We start from the raw sequence: 17,246 nt of genomic DNA, 5'->3' as shown, positions 1-17,246 counted from the left end.
GTGAATCTTATTATAATATTTACTGCTTTTTTTAAAGTTTCAAATTTTTTTGAGACTATTTCTGCGAGTATAAACGTTTGTTTTGCAAGGTCGTCGTTTATTTCGTTTTGGTTAATCTCTTTTATTTTTTTAGAATAACCGTCAGACCCGTTTTCACAGCTAGATACATCCCCATAGAAAATAAGAGACTTCTTATCTAGGTTTTCATTTGATGAATTTGGGTAAACAACCTTTAAAAGATAAGTTGCTGAAATAATTGCTGAAATTATAGWTGCTGCAACAATTGCTATAAAAAAGTACAAAGTGTGGCTGCTAAGTTTACTTAGGTCTTGATCTATTGCTTTTGAAGATATCCCGAAAACGACAATTCCTATGAAAGACATCAATAAAGCCACTTTGAAGTTAGTGGTTGCAATGTAGTGGTCATATCTTTTTAGTACTTCAAATAAAAAGCTTTGTTTGTCTTTTTCTTTTTCTTCTGACATTTTCTATTCCTAATGGTTTTTAAGTTGAAAAAAATCATGAATATTATTTACGTTTTTGATACCGCCTGGTATGAGATTGATATACCTTAAATCTTCGTCAGCTGTTCTGCGATCTGGCTCTGATTAAAACCTTTTTTCTTAAGAACTGGCATCCGCTTCCTACTATCAGTTACTCGTGAGTCAGCCATGTGGCGGACTATATCTCACAGTTTTCCGACATCACCTGCTCTAAGAGTTGTACCAGCTCCAGTCAAGCTCACTGCTGCTTCATTAATGAGTTTTTCTGTTTCACCCTTTAGCTCTATCGAGTCCTCATAAACATTTTTAACATAATAGAAAAATGTATCCGAATTCAACTGCGAAGTGCGAAACTCGCGTATAACGTCAATTATTATGACCGTTTAACCCCGATTCCTAATTACTTATCCCTCCATTGATATTTTGCGTCTGTAGCTTTTGCTTTCACTATGAAAGGTGGTCGCATGTCACACCATCCGAACAATCGCAGCTGCGGTAATTATTAAGTCAGCGAACAGGTCATTTCATTGCTCAAACGACTTACTAGAGGGATTCTGCTGATAAGGTGATCATTTAATATATTGATCTATAAGCAATAATTTTTATCGCTAAACTTGGTGCCTAACAGGCATACCGAGCCTTATGGCTTTATTCATCACTTTCACGTTGGCTAGTGCTTCGCCAACTTGTGCATTGTAATCACGCAGTTTCAGTCGCGCGTTACGCTAACCGGTGCCTGCTTCACTCAAGCTCTCCGCTTATCTTGCAGAATTTCATGTTCACGACTATTATTTGTTCATGATTCATGAACGGTATTTGGGTGTGAACGAGAACTCGACACTACTAATGCGAGCTTTGGATAATCTGCCTTCGCATATTGAAGGGGAGTACTCTTTCGATCCTAAGCCAGATGGTGAGCCTTACACCGATGCTGAGGTGACTCTGACAGTGCACGGCCAACGCTATTTGTTTAGCACTGAAATAAAGCGTATCCACCGTAAAGAGAGCCTATCAGCACTCCTAGGTGCTGCTCGCTCAGACACTTTGTTGGTGTGTAACAGACTGACGACTCATCTCGCCGATTTTTGCACCAAGAACGCGATCAATTTTATTGATGAGGCCGGTAATGCTCGCTTGAGCTATGACGGGCTGAATCTATGGATTGAGGGCAAAAATCTCACTGAAAACCACCTCGCAATTCCACAGCCGGCAAAGCCGGGGTTAGGTTTTATGAAGCTGTTGTTTGCTTTGTTGGTTCAGGAAGATGTGTTGCATCTGCCGTTTCGAACCATAGCCGAGATGGCGAATATCTCATTAGGTATGGTGAGTAAGGGGTTTAAATACTTAGAAGCCGAGAAGCTTGTTAGTCTTGGTCGTACTCGTCGCATTTTGGATAAAGAGGCCCTTTATCAGATCTGGATTGAACACTATCGTACCGTGCTTAGGCCAAAGCTCGGAGGGCTAAAATTAGTTGCGCCGGATGATTGGCGAGACATCCCTTTAACATCCAAGGATTGCTGGGGGGGAGAAGTCGCTGCCGATGAACTGACACGCTATTTACAGCCTTATGAGTTWCAGCTCTTTACCTTAGAGCCACTGCAAAAAAAGCTTGCGCTGATCAAGGCAAAGCCAGACGCTTCCGGCAGACTTTGGGTAGTGCCTGCATTCTGGGGACAGGCGCTGGATATCAATATCAATGCCAAGGCATTGCTGGCTGTTGCTGAGCTGCTTGCAAGCAGAGATAGCCGAAACAAGGAGGTTGCCGAACGCATCAATGAGCAATATCTACAGCTTAAAACACTCCCTGAAACCTGGGTTTGAGCCTGTACTGACACTGATCACCCGCACAACTCAGCAAACTGGAGTACCATTTTTTGTTGCTGGGGCAACGGCAAGAGATCTCGTTTTGTATCATGTGTTTGGCCGTGACCCGGGCCGTCAGACTCGGGATATTGATACCGGCATTCTGATACCGGATTGGGACGCGTTCGCCAGTGTAAAGCAGGCTTTGCTGGATGCCGGATTAAGCGCAACCAATAAAGCGCATCGGCTTAAAGATTCTGACAGTGGTTTGCCAATTGATATTATTCCCTTTGGTGCCATCGCCGATGAAGCAGGTGAAATACAATGGCCACCCGAGCATGCTGTCACCATGACGGTAGCTGGATTTCAGGAAGCTTACGATGCCGCTCTATCAATAGACCTAGGGCAGGGCGGTATTATCAAAGTTGCGTCACTAGCCGGACTGACTTTGCTAAAACTGATTGCCTGGCAGGAGCGGAGTAACGAGAGCAGCAAAGACGCATCTGACTTTCTAACCATTCTTCTTGAGTATCAGCATGTTCAGGCGGATCGTTTGTGGGAGCCGTATATCCCAGCAGAGCGCTTAGAGTATGATACCGAGCGGCAAGGGGCCTTCTTGCTCGGATACGATTTGAGAATGATTTTATCTGAGCCTGCTACCAATCCGGAGACCATCAGCCGTATTACCACATTGGCAGCTGATATCGATGGACTGGTCAGGGCTCAGTTCAGAAGTCAGAACTTTTGTAGTTATGAGAGGATAGAGCAGCTGCAAAATGACTTTTGGGCAGGGCTAGAGTTGTAAGAACAGTTTCAAAAAACAAAGTCCGCGAAATGGCGGACTTTTTTATTGGTATTCGCGGATAACAGCGGTCCAGGTTCAGTTTCTACAGCTGCCCGAATTTGCCTGCTTGCAGATCGTTGAACGCTTGCAAAATCTCTTGCTTGGTATTCATCACAAAGGGGCCATGACCGACGATGGGATCGGTGATGGGCTCGCCACTGAGTAGCAAAATTACGCTATCTTGTGAGGCGTGCAATGCGACTTCGCGGCCTTGGCGGCTAAGCAGTGCCATATCGGCGTCGCCAATTGGGTCGGCGCCGTTGATACTGACGTTGCCTTCCAGCACCACCATCGCGGAGGTCCAGTCTTGGGGGAGCGTAAGCTGCGTTTTCCCGTCAGCGTTTAGCCGTATATCCCAAACCTGCATCGGGCTGAAGGTTTTGGCCGGCCCCTGATAACCGTCAAACTCACCGGCAATGACCCGTAAGGTGCCCGCTTTATCGGCCAGGGTAACCTCGGGGATATCGGCTTTTTGAATGCCTTGATAACTTGGGTCGGTCATTTTGTCTTGTTTGGGAAGGTTAACCCACAGCTGCACCATTTGCAGCTCGCCGCCAGTGTGGCTGAACGCTCTGGAATGAAATTCCTCATGCATAATGCCGCTGCCTGCGGTCATCCACTGCACATCCCCGGGGCCAATCACGCCGCCTTTACCGGTGGAGTCACGATGCTCTACTTCGCCTTGATACACAATGGTCACGGTTTCAAAGCCGCGATGGGGGTGTTCACCCACCCCTCGCTTCACGCCATCGGCAGGAAAGTGCATTGGACCGGCATAGTCCAGCAGTAAAAAGGGGCTCATCTCCTCCGCTTGATGGTGATAGGAAAATAGCGAACGGGCTGGGAAACCATTGCCTACCCAGTGTGCTGCAGGGGCTTTAGTAATACGCGAAATGGATTTCATGGTGCTCTCCTACCATTGATGTCCCTCCATTATATCGTCGCTGCTGCAGAGTGCTAAGGATCAACACTCCTATTCCTCGCTAGCGGGGTTTTTGTTTCTAAATGTTTCATTGCTGTCTGTAAGCATCCGTTTTTTGTGCTGCTTTTCTAACTTTAAAGGAATTTAACATTGGGTTAACTGGCTTACTTATGGCTAACTATGCTGATTTTTGCTTTACTGGCGATAATTTGTCATTTTATTGTCATTAAAGCCTGCTGGATCAGGTAAGCCAAAACACAACATCGAAAATAATGGAGTTCCCAGTGAGTCAACACATTAACCCAGCAACCGATACAGGCCGACCGCGCGGCATGGATCGGTTTTTAAATATGATAGAGCGTGCGGGTAACCGGATCCCAGATCCTGCCTTATTGTTTTTCTGGGGCCTGGTGACGGTTTGGGTGCTCTCCGCTCTCTTGTCACAAATCACGTTTAATTCTGTTCACCCATTGACCGGGGACACCGTCCAAGTCAAAAACCTTCTTACCGGTACTGCGCTCGCCCACTTTTTAGCCAATATGGTTGACACTTTTACAGGTTTTGCGCCGCTTGGGATTGTACTGGTTGCGATGTTAGGCGTGGGAGTGGCTGATCAATCCGGCTTTATCACCACTGGCTTGAAGAAAATGCTGAGTGTGACGCCGAAGCAAGCACTCACACCCATGCTGATTTTGGTGGCGATCGTGTCACACACGGCGGCGGATGCAGGCTATGTACTGGTGATCCCACTCGGCGGGATTATCTTCCACGCGGCGGGGCGTCATCCGCTAGCGGGGATTGCCGCCGCTTTTGCTGGGGTGTCGGGAGGCTTCTCGGCCAACTTTATTCCGTCTGGCATTGATCCTTTGCTGGCAGGCTTTACCGAGTCGGCCGCACACGTGTTGGATGACAGCTACCAAGTTAATCCCCTCGCTAACATCTACTTTACGGGCTTGTCGTCTATTTTAATCGTGGCGCTGGGCTGGTTTGTGACTGAGAAAATTGTCGAGCCACGCTTAAATCGCACACCGATTGATGAGGATGCCGAAGAGGCGCCTGATCTGGGCTCATTCACCACCATTGAAGGTAAAGCCTTTAACCGTGCCGGATTGGCGATGCTGGCCGGGATTGCCGCGCTGGTGGCGGCCTCATGGCCGGAAGCCTCGCCGCTTCGTTCACCGGCGGGCGAGCTCACCGCCTTTGATGCACCGATTATGCAATCGATCGTGCCGCTCATTTTTGTGCTGTTTATTATTCCAGGCATTGTGTATGGCAAAACCGCAGGCACCTTTAAAACCAGCCAAGATGTGATTAAATCCATGTCTGACACCATGGCGACCATGGGCGCTTATATGGTGATGGCATTTTTCTGTGCGCAATTCTTAGCCGCATTCACCCAATCAAATATTGGTACCTTGTTAGCGCTGAATGGCGCGGAGCTATTGCAGTCAATGAACCTGCCAGGTGAGATGACGATTGTGGGGATGATTTTGCTCACCGCACTCGTGAACCTGTTAATCGGTTCTGCGTCAGCGAAATGGGGTCTGATTGGACCGATTTTGGTGCCAATGCTGATGGTTGTCGGTATTTCCCCTGAATTGTCACAAGCGGCCTATCGTGTCGGTGATTCCGTTTCGAACATTATCTCGCCATTAATGGTGTTCTTCCCACTCGTTGTGGTGTATTGCCAGCGCTATGTCAAAGCAACAGGCATTGGCACCGTGGCGTCAATGATGATCCCTTATTCATTGACCATGCTGGTGGGCTGGACCTTGTTCTTGCTAGCGTACTGGGCATTCGGATTGCCACTGGGTATTCAAGCAAGCTATCAGTATCTGGTGCAATAACGGTCACATAGAGCGCGTATCGTCTATCATGACGTTGCAGACACAAGCCGGCCTTCGAGCCGGCTTATTTGTGTCGTATACTAGCGATGAATTACATAGCCAATAAATCGAGGTTGGAATGAACGAGCCACAAACGTCGGATACGATTCACGACGTTTATATGCGCCAGGCGATCACACTGGCCGACAATGCTGAGCAAGAAGGTGAAGTGCCTGTCGGCGCCGTGGTGGTGTATCAAGGTGAGGTTGTGGGCACAGGGTGGAACCGAACCATTACCCAGCATGATGCCACTGCCCATGCCGAAGTGATGGCCTTACGCCAAGCCGGCCAAGTGCTGGGTAATTATCGCCTATTAGACGCGGATCTTTATGTGACACTCGAACCGTGCCCGATGTGTGCGGCGGCGATGGTGCATGGCCGTGTCAGAAAGGTGTATTTTGGCGCGCCGGATCCCAAAACCGGCGCGGCTGGCTCGGTGATGAACCTACTCAGTTATGAAGAGGTAAATCATCATGTGCAAAGCGAGGGTGGGGTATTAGAGGCTGAGTGCCGTGCGCAACTGCAAGCGTTTTTCCGCCGTCGTCGTGCTGAAAAAAAGGCTGCAAAAAAGACAGCCCGTGGTGAGGCCTCTATTGTGTCGTCTGATTCAGACCAAGCGTCTTAAAACGCCTCATCAAACGCGGCAAACTCACGAATTGCAAACGCGCGTTGGCGCCATAGTACTTTCTTGTGCATATTTTGGCGCATGCGCTTGCGACGGTTGGCCGATGAAATATTGTTTTTACGAAAGCTTTGTTTCACCAGCCGTTTTTTTGGCACCATAGGATCCTCATTGCGGTTGCTTTTCTGATTGCGATATTGGGTTTTGTTCAGAGCCCTCTGGCGTAGTATCCGGTGCTGGTTCAGCAACTTGCTCGGAGGATGGCTCGGGCGCAATGATGGTTTGCAGCCCACCGAGCGATTCGACTTGCTGACTGTCCAGCGACTCTATATGTGCTTTTTCATAGCCTAGAATACTCTGATAATAACGGCGAATATTCTCAACATAGCTTAGCGCTTCATAGCCACGTGCATAGCCGTATCGTGTTTGCGTGTAATATTGGCGCTTAGCGAGCAAGGGAAGGCGCTGTTTCACATCACTCCACGAGTTAGGATTGGCGCCTTGCGCTTCAGTGAGTCGCCGCGCATCCATCATATGACCAAAGCCAATGTTATAAGAGGCGAAAGCAAACCAAATCCGCTCGTGTGGGTTAACACTGTCGGGAATCCGGTCGAGCATACGCTGCAGGTAGAGTGAGCCGCCTTTGATGCTTTGTTCTGGATCCAGACGGTTGCGCACGCCGACGGATTTAGCGGTCGGTAACGTCAGCATCATCATCCCACGTACCCCTGTGGGAGATATGGCGCGTGGATTCCAGTGTGATTCTTGATACGACAAGGCAGCAAGCAGGCGCCAATCAAAATCGTTTGCATGCTTTTTGAAAAGGTGCTCCCACTGCGGGAGTTTGCTTTCTATGGCGCGCAAAAATGCGCGGGTATCAACGTAATCAAATTGATTCACGTGGCCAAAATACTTTTCTTCTAAAATTGCCAAGTCACCGGTTTGGTTCAGCTCACCAAAAAAATTCACCATCAGGGCATAGGCGCTGCTGTCGCCCTGTTTTTTCATAAACCAGGCGACGGGCTCATCTTCACTCAGAGCCATGGCGACGGCAATATCAGGTTGGGTGCGTTGCATTAAGGCAATATCGACGGAGTCGGCAATGGTAAAATCGATATCACCGTCTGCAACCTGTTTAAGCAGTTCATCGTCGTCGGCGTCTTGCACAACTTTCCAGCTTAAATCGGGGTGATCGTTTTTAAGCGATTGTAAGGTGAGATCGTGACTCGAACCTTCCACTACCGCCATTACCGCGTTCTCGCGGTTAAAATCGCCAACATCGCGAGGGCGCCAATGTCCCTTTTTATACACCACTTGTTGGCTGACAAAATAGTAGGCGGGGCCGGGGCGAAATTGGGCCAAGCGTTGGTCGGTAATGGTGAGTCCTGCAGCAATTAAATCGACATCACCGCGCTCTAATGCAGGAAAGAGGCCGGATAACGTATAGGTCGGCACCATTTCCAGCTTTACGCCAAGCTTGTCAGCAAAACGTGATGCAAGTTCGTAATCAAGCCCGGTCGGGCCATCGGGACCAATATAATAAGAAAGTTCGTTATTGAGTGTTCCGACTCTTAGCACGCCGCGGTCGCGGATTTTTTCCAGTACGGTGCGATCGTCGAAGTGCCAATCACACCCCGTTAATACCAGGCTAACTACCAGCACGACAAGGCTAGTCATCCATGATTTCAGAGAAAAGTCACGCTGTATCAAAGGCTGTCGCTCGCAGTTGCTGGCTAGCGTGGTAGTGCTAGCGATGATCGATAGACGCCACATTCTACGTGAATAGGTTGGATACGGATAGAGGGAAAATTTTTTGCGCAAACGGTTGCGTCAGGTGTGTTGTCGCTAAGGATTTTGCCCTATAATGGCCGCCGTCTGCTTAAAAGGCCAGCGAAAACGCATTTTTGCGTGTTCAAACCACTGCGGTCAAGAGCGTGGTGATACCCAAGTTATCGTGCCAGGATGCGTCAATTTGGGTATACCCTTTCATTTACCGCTAACGAGAGACGTACGCACATGGATATTTTGCGTGGTTCCCCCGCACTGTCTGAGTTTCGTGTCAATAAACTACTGGCCAGCTGCCAAGCGCATCAGTTACCGGTCACGGCACTGTATGCTGAGTTTATTCATTTCGCTGATTTGCATCACCCTTTGGATAGCGCGAGTCGCGAGAAGCTCGAAAAGCTGCTGACTTACGGACCCACTTTACCGCCGCACGCACCTGAAGGGACGCTGTTTCTCGTTACGCCTCGTCCCGGCACCTTGTCGCCTTGGTCATCCAAAGCAACCGATATTGCCCATAACTGTGGCTTGGACGCGGTGAAACGCTTGGAGCGCGGTACCGCGTACTATATTCAGTTATCTGCTCCTTTGACCAGTGAGCAACATGCAACCTTAATCGGGTTGTTGCACGATCGGATGATGGAAACGGTATTTAGTGAGCTTGAGGCCGCTGAGGTGCTGTTTGAACAAGCGGAACCTGCGCCGATGCACAGCGTGGACATTCTCGTGGGTGGTCGAGCCGCTTTGACTGAGGCGAACCAAGTCTTAGGATTGGCTCTGGCAGAAGACGAAATTGACTATCTGGTTGAGAACTTTACCCAGCTGGGGCGTAACCCTAACGACATTGAACTGATGATGTTTGCGCAAGCCAACTCAGAGCATTGCCGCCACAAAATCTTTAACGCCGACTGGACCATTGATGGTGAAAAGCAGCCTAAATCGCTGTTTAAGATGATCAAAAACACCTATGAGCAAACCCCAGATAACGTGCTGTCGGCGTATAAAGACAACGCAGCCGTAATGACGGGCTCAAACGTTGGGCGCTTTTTCCCGACGCCAGAGAGCCACAGCTATCAGTATCACCATGAACCCGCCCATATTTTGATGAAGGTGGAAACCCACAACCACCCCACCGCGATTTCACCGTGGCCAGGGGCCGCGACCGGCTCTGGCGGTGAGATTCGTGACGAGGGTGCGACCGGTGTCGGCGGTAAACCCAAAGCAGGATTGGTCGGTTTTTCCGTCTCTAACCTGAAAATCCCGGGCTTTATTCAGCCGTGGGAGCGAGACTATGGCAAGCCTGAGCGCATTGCCACTGCGCTCGATATTATGCTGGAAGGCCCGCTAGGCGGCGCGGCGTTTAATAACGAATTTGGCCGTCCTAACTTGCTGGGCTACTTTCGTACCTATGAGCAATCAGTGACCTCGCATGCCGGTGAGGAAGTGCGCGGCTATCACAAGCCGATCATGCTCGCAGGCGGAATGGGCAACATCCGCGACGGCCATGTGCAAAAAAGTGAGATTGACGTCGGGGCCAAACTGATTGTGTTAGGTGGCCCGGCGATGAACATCGGCCTTGGTGGCGGAGCAGCATCGTCGATGGCATCCGGCCAGTCGGCGGAAGACTTGGACTTTGCCTCGGTACAACGTGAGAATCCAGAAATGGAACGCCGTTGCCAAGAGGTGATTGATCGCTGCTGGCAGCTTGGCGAGGATAACCCAATTGCCTTTATCCACGATGTGGGCGCGGGTGGCCTTTCAAATGCGATGCCAGAGCTGGTTGATGATGGCGGCCGCGGCGGGTGTTTTAACTTACGTGATATTCCGAATGATGAGCCGGGAATGAGCCCGCTCGCCATTTGGTGTAACGAGTCACAAGAGCGTTACGTCTTGGCGGTCAAACCCGAAAACCTGGCGCTTTTCGAAGCCTTGTGCGAGCGTGAACGCGCCCCGTACGCAGTCATTGGTGATGCCACCGACGCGCGTCACCTGTCGCTTGAAGATAGCCACTTCGGTAATAGCCCTATCGATATGCCGATGGATATTCTGCTGGGTAAAGCGCCCAAAATGCACCGTGACGTTACACGCCAACAAGTGACAGGTACCGCGCTAAACACCCAAGGCATTGAACTGTCACAAGCCTGCGAGCGTGTTTTACGCTTGCCAGCAGTGGCGGAGAAAACCTTCTTGATCACCATCGGCGACCGCTCGGTGACCGGATTGGTTGCGCGTGACCAAATGGTTGGCCCGTGGCAAGTGCCGGTGGCGAACTGTGCGGTGACGGCGGCCAGTTATGACAGTTATCACGGCGAAGCGATGGCGATGGGCGAGCGCACCCCAGCCGCCTTGCTCGATTTTGCTGCCTCTGCCCGCATGGCAGTGGGTGAAGCGCTGACCAATATCGCCTGTGCCGATATTGGCAGTCTGACCAACATTAAACTGTCTGCCAACTGGATGTCCGCGGCGGGTCACCCGGGCGAAGATGCTGGCTTGTACGAAGCGGTCAAAGCCGTGGGTGAGGAGCTGTGTCCTGAGCTATCACTGACCATTCCGGTGGGTAAAGACTCGATGTCGATGAAAACCCAGTGGCAGCAAGAGGGTGAAAACAAAACCGTCACCGCACCGATGTCGCTGATCATCACCGCCTTTGGCCGCGTGGAAGATGTGCGTCGTACCGTGACCCCACAATTGCGTAGCGATAAAGGTGACAGCCACCTGATTGCGATTGATCTTGGTGAAGGCGCGCAGCGTCTGGGCGCAACCGCGCTGGCTCAGGTGTATCATCAATTGGGCGATAAGCCTGCCGATGTCACCAGCAGCGCCCGCCTAAAAGGCTTTTTCAATGCGATGCAAACCTTGGTGGCAGAGCAAAAACTGCTGGCGTATCACGACCGAGCCGATGGCGGACTATTCGTTACCTTGGCTGAAATGGCCTTTGCCGGTCACACCGGTATTGACGTGGACATCGCCCGTTTAGGCGACGATGCCTTGTCGGTGTTGTTTAACGAAGAGCTGGGCGCGGTGATCCAAGTAGCGACGCAAGATCTCGAGCGTGTTAACGCGGTGTTGGATGAACATCAATTAACCGCATGCAGTCACCTGATTGGCGGCCTAAGTGATAGCGATGAGATTATCTTGCGTCACGGTGAGGCACCTATCTATCAAGCCAGTCGCCAGCACCTGCGTCAGATTTGGGCTGAAACCACCTATCAAATGCAAGCGCGACGCGATAATCCGGACTGTGCACGCCAAGAGTTTGACGCCAAGCAGGCGGCCGATCCTGGGTTGCACGCCAGCCTGAGCTTTGATGTGCACGAAGATGTTGCTGCGCCATATATCGCGACCGGTCAACAACCGACTATGGCTATTTTGCGTGAGCAAGGCGTGAATTCGCATGTGGAAATGGCCGCCGCCTTCGATCGCGCTGGATTTAACGCCGTGGATGTTCATATGAGTGACATTCTCTCAGGACGCGTCAGTTTGGACGGTTTCCAAGGGCTGGTGGCCTGTGGCGGTTTTTCTTACGGTGACGTGTTAGGCGCCGGTGAAGGTTGGGCGAAATCCATTCTGTTTAATAGCCGTGCGCGCGACCAATTTAGTGCCTTCTTTGGCCGTGAAGACACGCTAGCACTCGGGGTATGTAATGGCTGCCAGATGTTATCGAACCTGAATGAACTGATCCCGGGGGCTGCACACTGGCCACGATTTGTTCGCAATGAGTCCGAGCGCTTTGAAGCCCGCTTTAGCATGGTGGAAGTGCAATCAAGCCCATCCGCCTTTTTTGCCGGGATGGCAGGGTCACGGATGCCCATTGCGGTATCGCATGGTGAAGGACGGGTGGAAGTGCGCGATGCTGAGCACTTGGCGGCGATTGAGGCGTCAGGCACGGTGGCGCTGCGTTACACCGATAATCACGGCCAGCCAACACAAGCGTATCCTGCCAACCCGAATGGCTCACCAAATGGCATTACCGCGCTGACTACCGAGTCGGGCCGCGTGACCATTATGATGCCGCACCCTGAGCGGGTATTCCGTACTGTCGCTAACTCTTGGCACCCAGATGATTGGGGTGAAGATAGCGCGTGGATGCGGATGTTCCGCAACGCGCGGGTCACTCTAGGGTAAGCACCATACCAATAAAGCCGCCACACTTTGGCGGCTTTTTGGTGATATGCGAGAATCGATGGATGATTTTTTATCCTGCTGCGATACAATTTCAGCTAAACAACTGATCCATCAGGACCGGCTGCGGCCAACGAGAAGGATAACGGAATGAAAAAAATTGAAGCCATCATCAAGCCATTCAAACTCGATGACGTACGCGAAGCGCTGGCAGACGTCGGGATTACAGGGATGACCGTCTCAGAGGTAAAGGGTTTTGGTCGTCAAAAAGGCCACACTGAACTATATCGTGGTGCCGAATACATGGTGGACTTTCTGCCTAAGGTGAAATTGGAGGTAGTGGTGTCTAACGATGTTGCTGAGCAATGTGTCGATACCATTATTGAGACCGCGCAAACCGGCAAAATTGGTGATGGTAAAATCTTTGTCTTTGACGTTGAGCGTGTGGTGCGTATCCGTACCGGCGAAGAAGACGAAGAAGCGATTTAATTTCACGGGTTAGACCAATACGGCAAGCAATAAAAAGCCAAGCGTGATGCTTGGCTTTATTGTATTCACGGTGTAGATAACGTATGCGCGGTGTAGATACTGTCTACGTGCCAGGATTGGCCGGATGCGCTTGATAGCGTCCCGGTTTGTGGTTCATCGCTAACACTAAATTGAGTACAATCGCACCGGCCACAGACCACATCAGCAGGTTCAGATCGATAAGGAAGAAAGATAACGCGAGAATGGTGCAGTCGATGCCCATTTGTAGCTTTCCTGCCGAGATCCCAAACTTGTCCTGACAATAGAGCACCAGTACGTTAAAACCGCCTAAGCTGGCATTATGGCGGAAAATCATTAACATACCGACGCCCATCAATAGTCCACCAATCACCGCACAGTAGGCGGGGGCCAGCCAAGTGATTTGAAAAAAGTAGGCAATATGATCAGCCATCACCGATACGGCGCCACCGGCAAGTAAACTGCGTAATGCAAATCGCGGACTCATACGAAACCAAGCCATTACATAAAACGGGCAATTGCAAAGAAAATACAAAGTACCGAACGATAGGTCGGTAAATTGGCTGACTAATAACGCCAGGCCGGTGGTCCCCCCGGTTAAGAGTCCGGCCTGTTGCAAGAAAAATACCCCCTGGGCGACTAAAAACGCGCCCGAGGCGATAGCAATAATGTCTTCTTTAAAGCTGTGTTGATACTGGCTCACACGGCTTCTCCCTACTTAATTAGCGTGATAAAAACAAAAACGTGTTAGCAACAAAAGCCCCGCCAAAACCCAATAGGCTGGCGGTTAAAAAAGGTTAATGGGCACTGGCGACGAGTGCCTGCGGGTGCGGGCGCGCATTCTATCGCCAATGAGTCTTGGGAAACAGTCGACAACGTAAATAACCTGCGTCTTGATTGTCATTATTATGATACTCCGCTGTAAAGTGTTTACAGTGGATAGCGTGCTGCTGCGCCGCGATACAACCCAAAATAGCCAGGTTTTGAATAAAAAAATCATCCCTCAGGCTACCTGATTGAAGGGAATTTTTGTAGAATAGCAAACGCAGTCATGGCGGTAACGAAAACGTTTGCGTAAGTAGGTCTAACGTTTGATGTTGCCTTGGCTTAATCGCTTTGATTCGCAGGTGAAAGCGATTAAGCCAGGGCGTGATCTAAAACATCACACCGAGACTAATTGTTGCTAGGTGGCCTATCGGATCCTAGCGTTCGCTTTATGGGTGATTGCCCGCCAATGTTAAGTCAGGAGAGACCAATGCTAAAGCGTGACATGAATATCGCGGATTATGACCCAGCGCTGTTTGCGGCGATGGAAGAAGAAAGTACGCGTCAAGAAGAACACATTGAGCTGATTGCGTCAGAAAACTACACCAGCCCGCGCGTGATGGAAGCGCAAGGCTCTCAACTGACCAATAAATACGCGGAAGGCTACCCTGGTAAACGGTATTACGGTGGCTGTGAATACGTGGATAAAGCCGAAGCCTTGGCGATTGAGCGTGCCTGTCAACTCTTTGGCTGTGAGTATGCCAATGTTCAGCCGCACTCTGGCTCACAGGCGAATAGCGCGGTCTACATGGCGCTGCTAAACCCAGGTGATACGGTACTGGGTATGAGCTTGGCGCATGGTGGTCACTTAACCCATGGTTCGCCAGTTAACTTTTCCGGCAAGCATTATCATGTGATCCCTTACGGTATCGATGAAGCCGGTAAAATCGATTACGAGCAAATGGAGCAGCTTGCACTCGAGCATAAGCCAAAAATGATCATTGGCGGGTTTTCTGCATACTCACAAGTGGTTGATTGGAAACGCATGCGTGAGATTGCAGATAAAGTCGGGGCTTGGTTCTTGGTGGATATGGCACACGTGGCTGGCTTAATTGCCGCTGGTGTTTATCCCGATCCACTGCCTTACGCACATGTGGTCACGACGACGACGCACAAAACCCTTGCAGGTCCGCGTGGTGGTTTGATCTTATCAAATGCCGGTGAAGACATTTATAAAAAGCTCAACTCTGCGGTGTTCCCTGGCGGCCAAGGCGGCCCATTGATGCACGTGATTGCCGGTAAAGCCGTCGCGTTTAAAGAGGCGATGGAGCCAGAGTTCAAAGCCTATCAAGCGCGCGTGATTGATAACGCACGTGCGATGGTGAAAGGGTTCCAAGCTCGCGGTTATAAAATCGTATCGGATTCCACTGACAACCACCTGTTGTTGGTGGATTTAATTGATAAAGACATTACTGGGAAAGAAGCCGATGCCGCGTTAGGTGCCGCTAACATCACAGTAAACAAAAACAGTGTACCGAACGATCCACGTAGCCCGTTTGTCACCTCCGGTATTCGTGTGGGGACGCCAGCGATTACACGTCGTGGCTTTACCGAGCAAGACGCCGAACAACTCGCGCATTGGATGTGTGATGTGCTTGATAACATCAACAATGAGCAAGTGATTGCAGAGACCAAAGAGAAGGTCCAAGCCATCTGCCGTCGTTTGCCGGTATATGCTTAATAAAGCAATACAGATTATCTAAAAAGATGGGCGCCTATGGGCGCCTTTTTTATATTTATCTGAGAACGAAGTCTAGTTGAGACACAAAACCCGTACTCCGTCTCCTTAGAGAGGCTTTTTCATCCTCGCAAATCGGTTACACTAGCAGGACAATATTGAGGAGACGACGCGCATGCACTGTCCATTCTGTGGTGCTACCGACACCAAAGTGATCGATTCTCGACTCGTGGCTGATGGCCATCAAGTTCGCCGTCGTCGCCAGTGTTTGGCGTGCGCTGAGCGATATACGACGTTTGAAACAGCGGAATTAGTCATGCCACGGGTGATCAAAACCAACGGTAATCGAGAGCCCTTTGACGAAGATAAATTGCGGGGCGGTATTCAACGTGCGTTGGAGAAGCGTCCTGTCAGTACGGATGATATCGAAAAGTCGATAAATAGCATTAAGTCGCGTTTGCGAGCGACGGGTGAGCGAGAAATAGGATCAGCCATGGTTGGCAACTTGGTCATGGAAGCACTGAAGGAGCTTGATAAGGTGGCTTATATCCGTTTTGCCTCTGTTTACCATAGCTTTGAAGATATTCGCGAATTTGGTGAAGAGATTGCACGGTTACAAAAATGACAACTAGCCACCAAGATCAAACGATGATGGCGCGCGCATTAGCGCTTGCGGCCCAAGGTCGCTTTACCACCACCCCTAACCCCAATGTCGGCTGTGTGATTGCTCACGGTGATGACATTGTGGGTGAGGGGTTTCACATTGCTCCAGGTGGTCCACACGCCGAAGTTCACGCCTTAAAAGCAGCGGGGGAACGCGCGGTGGGCGCGACGGCTTATGTCACCTTAGAGCCTTGCTCTCATTATGGTCGCACGCCGCCGTGTTGTGATGCGTTGGTTGCCGCCAAGGTCACGCGTGTTGTCTGTGCGATGCAAGACCCTAATCCTAAAGTGGCAGGGCGCGGTCTCGCGCGGTTACAACAAGCCGGTATTGAGGTCGTGGTTGGTGTGATGGCTGAACAGGCCAAAGCGCTGAATCCTGGTTTTATTAAACGTATGCAAACCCAGATGCCCTATGTTCAGCTCAAACTGGCGGGCAGTCTTGATGGGCGCACCGCCTTGGCAAATGGGCAAAGTAAATGGATCACGGGTGAACCAGCGCGCGCCGATGTGCAGACATTTCGCGCCCAAGCGAGCGCTATTTTATCGACCAGCGCCACGGTATTAGCCGATAACCCTAGCCTAAATATACGTCGTAGCCAGCTTGCAACTGAGATCCTCGACCATTACCCGCAATCAGTACTGCGCCAGCCGACGCGCGTGATCTTGGATAAACATAATAAAACGTCACCTGAAGCGACCGTCTATCAGCTTGAGGGCGAGGTGATCCGAATTGTCGATATGCCAAGTAGTCAGATATGGCCGGATAACGTCCACGAATGGGTCATGCCCGACGCTTCGCTCAGCGCTATCCTTCACGCATTGGCACAACATGATATCGATAAGGTTTGGGTAGAAGCAGGCGCGAGGCTGGCGAATCAGTTATTAACTGAGTCGTTAGTGGATGAGCTGATTGTTTATCAAGCGCCGGTATTGCTGGGGGCAGATAGCCGCCCGCTGATTGCTTTAGACGGGTTGCAACGTATGGATGACGCACCGCGTTTTCATTTTAATCAAGTGACGCCTATCGGTGACGATGTTCGCCTAATCGCAACGCTCTCGGAGCATGCGGTCATCACGCAAGAGTATTAA

Annotated in this window: 14 protein-coding genes and 1 pseudogene; 9 read left to right on the top strand and 6 right to left on the bottom strand. The window is 50.5% G+C overall.

Going from position 1 to position 17,246, the window contains the following annotated elements:
* A partial coding sequence (locus BZG81_RS08200) for a Pycsar system effector family protein (protein WP_077677145.1) occupies positions 1-485 on the bottom strand: 485 nt, incomplete at its 3' end.
* Between the two features lie 626 nt (positions 486-1,111).
* A pseudogene (locus BZG81_RS15485) lies at positions 1,112-1,225 on the bottom strand (IS5/IS1182 family transposase); the annotation flags it as partial.
* A gap of 100 nt (positions 1,226-1,325) precedes the next feature.
* Between BZG81_RS15485 and BZG81_RS08195 the strand changes: the two are divergent.
* Together BZG81_RS08195 and BZG81_RS08190 are read left to right on the top strand one after the other, a co-directional pair.
* On the top strand, positions 1,326-2,324 hold the full coding sequence (locus tag BZG81_RS08195; protein ID WP_077677146.1) for a type IV toxin-antitoxin system AbiEi family antitoxin: 999 nt from the start codon (positions 1,326-1,328) through the stop codon (positions 2,322-2,324).
* Complete coding sequence (locus BZG81_RS08190) at positions 2,278-3,111, top strand: hypothetical protein (protein ID WP_077677144.1); 834 nt, start codon at positions 2,278-2,280, stop codon at positions 3,109-3,111. Before BZG81_RS08195 ends, BZG81_RS08190 begins: the two co-directional genes overlap by 47 nt.
* 82 nt (positions 3,112-3,193) lie before the next feature.
* Here the strand turns inward: BZG81_RS08190 and BZG81_RS08185 are convergent, their stop codons facing one another.
* Complete coding sequence (locus BZG81_RS08185; RefSeq protein ID WP_077677143.1) at positions 3,194-4,054, bottom strand: pirin family protein; 861 nt, start codon at positions 4,052-4,054, stop codon at positions 3,194-3,196.
* Positions 4,055-4,404: 350 nt separating this feature from the next.
* On the opposite strand from BZG81_RS08185, the gene BZG81_RS08180 reads away from it, so the two are divergent.
* Positions 4,405-5,919, top strand: a complete 1,515-nt coding sequence (locus tag BZG81_RS08180) for an AbgT family transporter (RefSeq protein WP_241827373.1) — start codon at positions 4,405-4,407, stop codon at positions 5,917-5,919.
* 118 nt (positions 5,920-6,037) lie between these two features.
* Entirely contained in the window at positions 6,038-6,583 is a 546-nt protein-coding gene (tadA, locus tag BZG81_RS08175) for a tRNA adenosine(34) deaminase TadA (protein WP_021023010.1), read from the top strand.
* Here the strand turns inward: tadA and BZG81_RS15705 are convergent.
* On the bottom strand, positions 6,580-6,741 hold the full coding sequence (locus BZG81_RS15705) for a hypothetical protein (protein ID WP_021023011.1): 162 nt from the start codon (positions 6,739-6,741) through the stop codon (positions 6,580-6,582). The two genes, tadA and BZG81_RS15705, sit on opposite strands and share 4 nt — an antisense overlap.
* A 7-nt stretch (positions 6,742-6,748) precedes the next feature.
* Positions 6,749-8,257 carry a membrane-bound lytic murein transglycosylase MltF gene (gene mltF, locus BZG81_RS08170; protein ID WP_077660450.1) on the bottom strand — a complete coding sequence of 503 codons (1,509 nt, stop codon included), beginning with the start codon at positions 8,255-8,257 and terminating at the stop codon, positions 6,749-6,751.
* 339 nt (positions 8,258-8,596) lie between these two features.
* Between mltF and purL the strand changes: the two genes are divergently transcribed.
* Both purL and glnB read left to right on the top strand, forming a co-directional pair.
* Positions 8,597-12,487 carry a phosphoribosylformylglycinamidine synthase gene (gene purL, locus BZG81_RS08165; RefSeq protein ID WP_077677141.1) on the top strand — a complete coding sequence of 1,297 codons (3,891 nt, stop codon included), beginning with the start codon at positions 8,597-8,599 and terminating at the stop codon, positions 12,485-12,487.
* Between the two features lie 147 nt (positions 12,488-12,634).
* Positions 12,635-12,973, top strand: coding sequence for a nitrogen regulatory protein P-II (glnB, locus tag BZG81_RS08160; RefSeq protein WP_021023014.1), 339 nt, complete (start codon positions 12,635-12,637; stop codon positions 12,971-12,973).
* A gap of 103 nt (positions 12,974-13,076) precedes the next feature.
* On the opposite strand, the gene BZG81_RS08155 is transcribed toward glnB, so the two are convergent.
* Positions 13,077-13,694 (bottom strand): YitT family protein, encoded by a 618-nt coding sequence (locus tag BZG81_RS08155; RefSeq protein WP_077660448.1) that lies wholly within the window; start codon positions 13,692-13,694, stop codon positions 13,077-13,079.
* A 552-nt stretch (positions 13,695-14,246) separates the two neighbouring features.
* Between BZG81_RS08155 and glyA the strand changes: the two genes are divergently transcribed.
* The 3 genes from glyA (at position 14,247) to ribD (ending at position 17,246) form a co-directional block, all read left to right on the top strand.
* A complete protein-coding gene (gene glyA / locus BZG81_RS08150) occupies positions 14,247-15,497 on the top strand; it encodes a serine hydroxymethyltransferase (RefSeq protein ID WP_077460282.1) in 1,251 nt (416 codons plus the stop codon).
* Between the two features lie 172 nt (positions 15,498-15,669).
* Positions 15,670-16,119, top strand: a complete 450-nt coding sequence (gene nrdR / locus BZG81_RS08145) for a transcriptional regulator NrdR (protein WP_021023017.1) — start codon at positions 15,670-15,672, stop codon at positions 16,117-16,119.
* Positions 16,116-17,246, top strand: a complete 1,131-nt coding sequence (gene ribD, locus BZG81_RS08140; RefSeq protein WP_077677140.1) for a bifunctional diaminohydroxyphosphoribosylaminopyrimidine deaminase/5-amino-6-(5-phosphoribosylamino)uracil reductase RibD — start codon at positions 16,116-16,118, stop codon at positions 17,244-17,246. Before nrdR ends, ribD begins: the two co-directional genes overlap by 4 nt.

The sequence above is a fragment of the Salinivibrio sp. MA607 genome (assembly GCF_001996245.1).
In the GTDB taxonomy this organism is placed as follows: domain Bacteria; phylum Pseudomonadota; class Gammaproteobacteria; order Enterobacterales; family Vibrionaceae; genus Salinivibrio; species Salinivibrio costicola.
This window is presented reverse-complemented; position numbering and strand designations above follow the sequence as displayed.